Source organism: Williamsia sp. D3, assembly GCF_000506245.1.
Taxonomy (GTDB): Bacteria; Actinomycetota; Actinomycetes; order Mycobacteriales; family Mycobacteriaceae; genus Williamsia; species Williamsia muralis.
The window spans coordinates 1-8,507 of sequence record NZ_AYTE01000040.1 but is presented as its reverse complement, the minus strand read 5'-3'; the positions used below and the strand labels follow the sequence as shown (position 1 = coordinate 8,507).

The window sequence follows — 8,507 nt, the reverse complement described above, 5'->3', positions numbered from 1 at the left end:
GACGGGGGTGAGGTGGCCGGTGAAGCGAGATCAGTCGGCGGAACCGACGGTGGCAGGCTGCGGCTTGTCGTCGCCGGCGTCCGAATCGATCGGGATCTTCCGGATCGCAGTGCCCTCCATGTCGACATTGGGCAGGACCTTGTCGAGCCACTTGGGCATCCACCAGGCCTTGTCGCCCATGATCGTGATCACCGCAGGCACGATCACCATGCGCACCACAAACGCGTCGAAGAACACGGCCGCCGCGAGAGCGAAGCCCATCATCTTCGAGCTGGTGTCGGGTGCCAGCATGAACGCCGCGAACACGGCGATCATGATGACGGCTGCCGATGCGACAACGCGGGCGCCGTGCTTGTAGCCGATGATCACCGACTCCTTGGCGGACAAACCGTGCACGTACTCCTCACGCATACGGGTGACCAGGAAGACCTGGTAGTCCATCGCCAAGCCGAACACCACACCGATCATGAAGATCGGCAGGAACGAGATGATCGGCTGGGTGTGCGTGATCAACCCGAAGTGGCCGAGCTGGAAGATCGCCACCGTGGCACCAAATGTCGCGCACACCGAGAACAGGAACCCGATGGTCGCGGTCAGGGGGACCAGGACGGAACGGAACACGACCATCAAGATCAGGAAGGCGAGTCCGACCACCAGGACCAGGTAGGGGATCAGAGCTGAACTCAGCTTGGCCGAGATGTCCGACATGATCGCCGTCTGCCCACCCACGTTGAGGGTGACGCCCTCGGCATCCGTGGTCGAGGAGTAGTCGCGGATCTGTTCCATCAGATCGTGGGTCTGCGGACCGCTCGGTGACTGCTGCGGCGTGACCGAGATGAGGGCTGACGTCGCGCCGGCCTTCGTGTCCTGTTTGTTCGGACCGTTGCCCGTCCAGGTCAGCTGACCGGGATTGGCGACGTTCTGCAGGGTCTTGATGTGCTCGACCGTCTGGTCGGCCGCAGCGGCGACGGACCCGCCGTCGGTGTCGTTGAGCACCACCAGGAGTGGGCCGTTGATACCTTCACCGAATCCCCGCTGCAGCAGTTCGGTCGCGGGGACCTCGGCGTCGGTTGTCGATGACAGCCCGAGCTCCAACTTCGACATCGGCAAGGCGACCACAACAAGCGCGAGCAGCGACACAACCGCGATCGGCCACGGGTATTTCGTCACGAATTTCGCGAAGCGATGGCCGTTGGACATCGAGTCCTCGGGCTCGTCGCCGTGACGGACCTTGGGGATGCGCGGCGAGAAGGCGAACCGACCGAACGCCCCCAGCAATCCCGGGATCAGTGTGATGGCGCCGAGCACCGCGATCAAGACCGCGAGTGCCGCCGCCAGGCCCATCTGCGAGATGAACGGGATGCCCACCACCGACAGTGCGGCGACGGCGATCATCACCGTGAGACCCGCGAACACAACTGCCGAACCCGCGGTTCCGACGGCACGGCCCACGGCGGCCTCTCGAGATCCGCCCAGGTTCAGTTCACTGCGATAGCGGGAGACGATGAACAGCGCGTAGTCGATGGACACCGCGATACCGAGCATGGTGATGATGCCGGTTGCGCTCTCGTTGATGTTGAACACGCCGGCGCCCAGGGTGACCAGCATGATGGTGATCATCACACCGAGGATGCCGGTGATGATCGGGATGAATGCCGCCACGATGGCACCGAAGGCAACGATCATCACCACGAACGCGATGACGAATCCGAGCATCTCGGCGGTGCCGCCCTGCTCGAAGACCTGCATCAGGGAACCGGTGCCCTGGACATCGAGACCGCCGACGCGGAACTCCTTGAGGATGTCCTCGAATTGCTCTTTGTCCTCGAGGGTGAGGTCTTCGACGTTGATGTCCTGATCGATCTGCATCAAACCGACCCGGCCGTTGTCGCCGAGGACGTTGGGGGCCAGCGCCGGGTCCTCTGCGGCCACGTCGACCGGGTTCACGATGGTGTCGGGCGCAACCAGGTCGGGCAAGGTCCTGAGTTTCGCGACGAGTGCGTCGATGTCCGCGGTGTGCGCTTCGAGCCCGTTGTCCGCGGCGACGAGAACACTCGTGGACGCCTTGAACTGCTCGTCGTTGATTGCCGGGAAGTTCTCCTTCATGAGGGACATGGCTTTGTCCGAGTCGGTACCCGGGAGCTCAAAGTCCTTGGAGAACTTGGGATTCAGACTGCTCACCAGTGTGATGACCAGGGCCGCAAGCAATAGCCAACTGACGATCACCCACCATTTGTGCCTAAACGAGAATCGTCCGAGTCGATACAGAAACATTGCCATAGCGCCAGAGCCTATAGCCCTAGGGCGACAACAGTCCTCACCCGGAAGATTGATATTCAGGGAACATCCGGGCCGACGGGTCGGCCCGGGGGCGGACAACTATCCGGTGGGGAGAACCCGTCCGTTCGAGTTGGCGCCCGGCAACGGCGAGGCAGCCAGTACCGCCGATGCCAGTGTCGAGAAGTCGTCGTCCTTCGCCTTGTTGGACTTCAGTCCGATCCGGACCTCGCCGAGGTCGGTGACCCACACCGTCCGGCCACCGTCGGGTTTGCCATAGGCAATCCATTTTCGGCCACCGACATCGCGGGTGCCCGCGCCGAGCAGGGTCTCATCGTCCGAGAGGTATCCGACCACGGCATCCTGGGTCGCATTCGTCTGGCTGAGCTGAATGTAGACGCCGTTCGCCGTGATGTAACCGGCATTGGAGACGACGGTGTTCTCCAGGGCGACGGTGGTACCCGAGTTGGGCTTCCAGTCCGCCGGTGTCTGGGGCAGCCGGATGGGGAACGTGACCGATCGGGCATCGGCACGGAGCCCGTTCGCGACGTCGTACGCCGGGACCTTGTCGTCGCCGGAACCGCCGGTCAATCCAACCGAGCAGTTGCCGGACACGACCGCGATGAAGGCACACAGCAACAGCAAGGGGATCAACGACCAGATCATGTCCTTGTTGTTATTGAGAATGCGGGGTTTTGCGGCCACGATCCGAGTATTGCAGGCAGCGGCGATCGGTCATAAACGCCGAGTACGGGGCAGTGGTGCACGCTCAGTCCTGATCGTCGAAGTCGTCGTCTTCGTCGTCGGCGTCTGCAAGGTCCTCCTCGGAGCCCAGGACTGCCTCGATGCGTTTGCGTGCGCCCTCGAGGTGTTCTTCGCACCGGCGTGAGAGGGCCTCCCCGCGCTCCCACAATTCCAGGGACGCATCGAGGTCGAGGCCACCCTGTTCCAGGGTGCGCACGACAACGATCAACTCATCGCGTGCCTGTTCGTAACCCAATTCCGATACCGGGACCGGTCCTTCGATGTCCTGCTTCTTCGCTGCCACGTCTGTCCTCTACTTCTCCACGCCCATCACCGCTGCACGGGTGGCGCCGTCGGCGACCCGGACACGGAGCTGGGTGCCGATCGGCATGTCCAGCACCGAGCTGACCACGTGTGGGTGGTCATCCGGTGTGTTCGTACTCGCCGAGCCGGGCACCCGCTGAACGACGGCGTATCCACGCGCCAATGTCTGGGCCGGACCCAAGGTAGCCAATCGCGCCGACAGATGTTCCACGCGCTGGTCCTCGTGGGCGACGAGCCGCGCCACGTCACGGCGGATGTCCGAGGCCGCGCGATCAAGCCATGCGCTGCGCTCATCGATCATGCGGAACGGGTGCGCCAGCACTGGGCGTCCACGCATCGCATCGAGGCCGCGGACCTGTGTGGTGACCCAATTGCGCAGTGCTCCTGCACTTCTGGACCGCAGGTCGCGGATCATCGCGAGCTCCGAGGCGACGTCTGGCACCACTCGTTTGGCCGCATCGGTGGGCGTTGCCGCCCGAAGATCGGCCACGAGGTCGAGCAAGGGCGAGTCGGGTTCGTGCCCGATCGCACTCACCACCGCGGTGGTCACCTTGGCCACCGCGCGGCACAGGGCCTCGTCGGAGAACGGCAGCAGGTCCTCGACACTGCCGCCACCCCGGGCCAGGATGATCACGTCGACGTCCGGGTCGGCGTCCAGCTCGGCAAGATGCCGCAGAATGCGGGGGACCGCGGTCGGTCCCTGAACCGGCGCGTCGCGGATCTCAAAACGCACTGCGGGCCAACGACTCTGCGCGACCGAGACGATGTCGCGCTGAGCTGCGCTGGCGCGGCCGGTGATCAGTCCGATGGTTCCGGGCAGGAACGGAAGTGGTCGTTTGCGAGCCGAGTCGAACAGGCCCTCAGCGGCGAGGAGTTGTCGTAGCCGCTCGATGCGGGCCAGGAGCTCGCCGATCCCCACCGGCCGGATCTCGGTGACGCGGAGCGAGACGGTGCCCCTGCCGGTGTAGAAGACCGGGCGGCCGAGCATCACCACGCGGGCGCCCTCGGTGAGTGGAACCTGGGCGCGGGTGAGCAGATCGGGGTTGCACGTCACCTGGATCGAGATGTCGGCAGCGGGATCACGAAGGGTCAGGAAGGCGGTACGCGTGCCTGGTCGCCGGTTGATCTGGGTGAGTTGACCCTCCACCCAGACCTGCCCCAGTCTGTGTAGCCAGTCCGCGATCTTGGTGTTGATGGTGCGAACCGGCCATGCCGTGTCGGGCGTATTGCTCACCCGGGTACTACTTGCTCGCGGCGGTCACACGATTGTCGAGCATCGTCAGGAACGGTGCCCGCGAACGGTGGGACCTCTCATACGCCGCAAGGTCCTGCAGTTCGCTCAAGCCGACCGTCTTCAACTTCGCGCGGAGCTGCGCCAGGGTGAGGTCGTTGTAGTCGAGCAGTTCGACGATTTCCGGGACGTCGTCGGACGGTGTCGTCGAGACAGGTTGCACATCGTCGGTGTCGATGTCGGGCGCCGAGCTGTACAAGGCGAACCGTCCGGCTCCGGCAGCCGGTACCGCACTCTCGCCGGAGTCATCGGAGTCGCCACCGGGAACCAATGTGGGCGCGGACGGAGGTGCGAGATCGTCGTCTTCGTCGAAGGTCGCCCACTCCGGCTCTTCTTCGTTGTGCCCCAGCAACGCGTCGAAAACATCGTCTCCCTTGATCGCCATCTCGGCGATCTGCTGCTGGAAACGCATCAGAGTCTGGAGAGTCTGACTCACGGCGGTCATAGGAAGTGTGATCGCGGTGGTCGGCAGTTTTCGAGTCTCTTCCAGCACCGTTACAACAACCCCGGCGGCGACCCTTGCGGCATAAGGTGGTCGGATCATTCCATTACTGTGCCTCATGCCACCGGTGGTGACCACCAGGAGGGTCGTATTGCCCGTACCCTGAACATCATGAGTTCGGCCGAAATCAGCCCTGGAGGCAAGACAGTCCTGCTCGCCGAGCCGCGCGGTTACTGCGCCGGTGTCGACCGAGCCGTCGAAGCGGTGGAGAAAGCGCTCGAGAAGCACGGTGCGCCGGTGTATGTGCGTAAGGAGATCGTGCACAACCGCCACGTCGTCGAGACGCTCGCCGACCGCGGCGCGGTGTTCGTGGACGAGACCGACGAGGTGCCCGAGGGCGCACTCGTGGTGTTCTCCGCGCACGGTGTGTCACCGGCGGTCCACGAGTCCGCCGCGGAACGCAACCTGCGCACCATCGATGCGACATGCCCGCTGGTCACCAAGGTGCACCAGGAGGCCAAGCGGTTCGCACGCGACGACTACGACATCCTGCTCATCGGCCACGAAGGCCATGAGGAGGTCGAGGGAACCGCCGGAGAGGCGCCCCAGCACGTCCAGTTGGTCGATGGACCCGATAGCGTCGATGCGGTGACGGTGCGTGACGAATCGAAGATCGTCTGGTTGTCGCAGACCACGTTGTCCGTCGACGAGACGATGCAGACGGTGTCACGGTTGCGGGAGAAGTTCCCCCTGCTCAACGACCCACCGAGCGACGACATCTGTTACGCCACGCAGAACCGTCAGGTGGCGGTGAAGGCGATGGCGCCGAAATGCGATCTGGTCATCGTGGTGGGTTCGAGGAACTCGTCCAACTCGGTGCGGCTGGTAGAGGTGGCGCTCCAGGCCGGGGCACGCACGTCCTACCTGGTCGACTACGCACGTGACGTGGACCTGACCTGGCTCGAAGGGGTCGAAACCGTCGGCGTGACGTCGGGTGCATCGGTGCCGGAGGTGCTGGTGCGAGGTGTTCTGGATCTGCTCGGTGAGCACGGATACAACAACATCGAAAAGGTCACCACTGCCGAGGAGACGCTGACGTTCGCATTGCCGCGTGAGCTGCGGCCGGCCCGCGCGAAGTAGCGGCCCAAGCTCGCGAACATCTCACGCTCGGGCGCGGTGGCGTTCAACTTCAACAGCACCGAGCACGGTGGCGAAGTCGCTGTGTTCCGGGGCACCGCCCGGTCGGACCCGGAAGGGCCGACGTCCGAGGAATGGGAACAGTACGTCGCCAAGTACCGTGGCGGCTTCGCTTCGCTCGACACCTCACCGGAGGAGTTCCGCGACCAGCATTCAGCGCTGATCAGAGTGGTGCCGGAGCATGTGCGGGGCTGGTGAGCCCGAGCTCAGTATTCTTCCGGTTCCAGCCGCCGTAGTCGTCGGGCAGGCAGGGACACCGCCCACCCTGCGACCAGTATCACCGCGCAGACACCGCCGCCGATGATGGCCACCGTTCGTGCGGAGTGGTCGGGCGCGGGTGGTCGCAGCGGAGGCGGAATCGCTTGCGACGCAGTCCAATCAGACTCCCCAGGGGGTAGTTCGTACGTCAGGGCGGCAACCGGGTCGACAACGCCGTGGCCCACCGTGTTGTCGCGTCCGGTGCCCGGTGAATGCGCCGTCCTGGTGATGCGCTCGATCACCTCTGCGGCACCGAGTTCTGGAAACCTGGATCTGACCAGTGCCGCCACACCCGCGACGTAGGGCGCGGCGAAACTGGTGCCCTCCACTCGTACGGGGCCTTTCTCGGTGGACTGGGCATCAACGATCCGTCTGGATCCGCGGGTGCTGTCGAGACTGACGATCGCGGTTCCGGGAGCGGCTACGCCCACCCATGGTCCGGCCAGACTGAACGGCGCCGGGGCCCCGCCGACCGAGTCGACCGCGGCAACGCTCAGCACGTAGGGCGTGTACCACGCTGGGCTGGCGACCGTGGTGACCGTGTCCCAGCCGGCGAGGTCGGGGTCCGCCGGGTCCGGCGGCGGATTCTGCTGCGCACACTGGGAATTGCTGACGAGGTTGCCCGCAGCCGCGACCACCACGACATCGCGGTCGAACGCGTACTTGACGGCGGCTCCCAGCTGCGCGTCGTGGAGGTCACCACCGGCGGGTCCGCAGGCCACCTCGGAGATGTTGATGACGTCGGCGCCGAGGTTGACCGCACGCACAACTGCATGTGCGAGGGTCTGCACCGTGCCGAATCCTGTTCCGACGGTAGTCTTGTCGCGGGTCTCCGAGCGTCGGTCCTTGGCGACGAACGCGGCGCTGGACTGCCGGATCGAGATGATCGAGGATTCGGGGGCAACGCCGCTGAAGGCGTCATCGGGGGACGGGACCGCAGCGATGATCCCCGCCACCAACGTGCCGTGGCCGTCGCAGTCCTCGGTTCCGTCGGTGCGGGCGACGTAGTCGCCACCGGCGGTCAGTCGCGGCAGCCGCGGATGCCGGGTGACGCCGGTATCGATCACCGCGATCTTCTGTCCGGCTCCCCGGCTGAACCGCCAGGCGTCGGGTAGTCGCATCATCGTCTGCGCCGCCGACGGGACCTGCGGATCGGTGCCGGGCGACAGCACCGGTTCCGCGCACAACGTGTCCTGCTCCGTCGGTTCGGGCGGACCCACGGGTGCGTCGCGGATGAGGGCACGCGGATCGATCGTGGGCGGCGTGATGCCATGTGCCGGGACGGGCACGCTCGCCAGCACCACCAGGAACCCGACGGCCGACAGTGCTGCGATGCGAACGCGCTTGGATGGGGGACGAGGATGACAACGGGTCGATGCCAACGCAGTCACAGGTCGCGGACCGCTGCATAGAGATTCATGATCCAGAACATCAAGGGGACGATGGTCGCGATCAAGAGGTACTCGATGATCTCCACTGTTCGCCGCACCACGGGCGAGAAGCTGGATCTCGGGGCAACCACGCCGCAGAGCAGCGCGGCCACGCTCACCGCCGCTGCCGCGCCGGCGGCCACGACGACATGATCGCCCGGTCCCAGGGCCACTTCGCCTACCACGGCGGCGAAGCCGACAGCACCTGCGGCGATGAGGACGGCTGCCTGGGCGAGGTCGGCGTGTGATCTGCCCCGTAAGCACAGGACCGTAGCGATGATGAGGGCGAAAACCGTGCAGCGCCAACTGAAGTCGTCTGCGGGGTAGGCGACCAGGGCAATGCCCGCGACCGCTGCGACCGCAGTGCCGGCGATGATGCCGGTGAGGTAACGACCGGCGGTGTGCGCGCGGAGTTCCAGAGCGGCTGCCGACGGCAACGCCATCGCCCCGATCGCGCCGATGCCCTCGATGGCCGGGCGAGGCGCTGAATCGGCCGGGTCGATGGCGGCCCCGGCTGTGGGGACCGGCGGCAGTGGCAGTCGGG

General features: G+C 65.4%; 9 protein-coding genes. 2 read left to right on the top strand and 7 right to left on the bottom strand.

The genetic code is table 11. The features are described 5' to 3' along the window. Positions 1–30: 30 nt before the first annotated feature. From W823_RS51860 to W823_RS51850, 5 genes are all read right to left on the bottom strand, one after another. Positions 31–2,280 carry an MMPL family transporter gene (locus tag W823_RS51860; protein ID WP_023961842.1) on the bottom strand — a complete coding sequence of 750 codons (2,250 nt, stop codon included), beginning with the start codon at positions 2,278–2,280 and terminating at the stop codon, positions 31–33. A 99-nt stretch (positions 2,281–2,379) separates the two neighbouring features. After that, complete coding sequence (locus W823_RS51855) at positions 2,380–2,982, bottom strand: DUF4245 domain-containing protein (RefSeq protein ID WP_023961840.1); 603 nt, start codon at positions 2,980–2,982, stop codon at positions 2,380–2,382. Positions 2,983–3,046: 64 nt separating this feature from the next. Further along, positions 3,047–3,325 carry an exodeoxyribonuclease VII small subunit gene (locus W823_RS0130530; RefSeq protein WP_223249058.1) on the bottom strand — a complete coding sequence of 93 codons (279 nt, stop codon included), beginning with the start codon at positions 3,323–3,325 and terminating at the stop codon, positions 3,047–3,049. 9 nt (positions 3,326–3,334) lie between these two features. After that, positions 3,335–4,579, bottom strand: coding sequence for an exodeoxyribonuclease VII large subunit (xseA, locus tag W823_RS0130525; RefSeq protein ID WP_030170996.1), 1,245 nt, complete (start codon positions 4,577–4,579; stop codon positions 3,335–3,337). Between the two features lie 7 nt (positions 4,580–4,586). Then, positions 4,587–5,180: a lipid droplet-associated protein gene (locus tag W823_RS51850; RefSeq protein WP_023961839.1), complete on the bottom strand. Its 594-nt coding sequence runs from the start codon at positions 5,178–5,180 to the stop codon at positions 4,587–4,589. A 69-nt stretch (positions 5,181–5,249) separates the two neighbouring features. On the opposite strand from W823_RS51850, the gene W823_RS51845 reads away from it, so the two are divergent. Continuing rightward, a complete protein-coding gene (locus W823_RS51845) occupies positions 5,250–6,218 on the top strand; it encodes a 4-hydroxy-3-methylbut-2-enyl diphosphate reductase (RefSeq protein ID WP_051406676.1) in 969 nt (322 codons plus the stop codon). A 36-nt stretch (positions 6,219–6,254) separates the two neighbouring features. Then, positions 6,255–6,473 (top strand): pyridoxamine 5'-phosphate oxidase, encoded by a 219-nt coding sequence (locus W823_RS51840; RefSeq protein WP_023961834.1) that lies wholly within the window; start codon positions 6,255–6,257, stop codon positions 6,471–6,473. 8 nt (positions 6,474–6,481) lie between these two features. Here W823_RS51840 and mycP read toward each other — a convergent pair whose 3' ends face one another. Continuing rightward, positions 6,482–7,924: a type VII secretion-associated serine protease mycosin gene (gene mycP, locus W823_RS51835; RefSeq protein WP_023961832.1), complete on the bottom strand. Its 1,443-nt coding sequence runs from the start codon at positions 7,922–7,924 to the stop codon at positions 6,482–6,484. Continuing rightward, on the bottom strand, positions 7,921–8,507 hold a 587-nt coding region (gene eccD / locus W823_RS51830), incomplete at its 5' end, for a type VII secretion integral membrane protein EccD (protein WP_023961830.1). The genes eccD and mycP, both read right to left, overlap by 4 nt.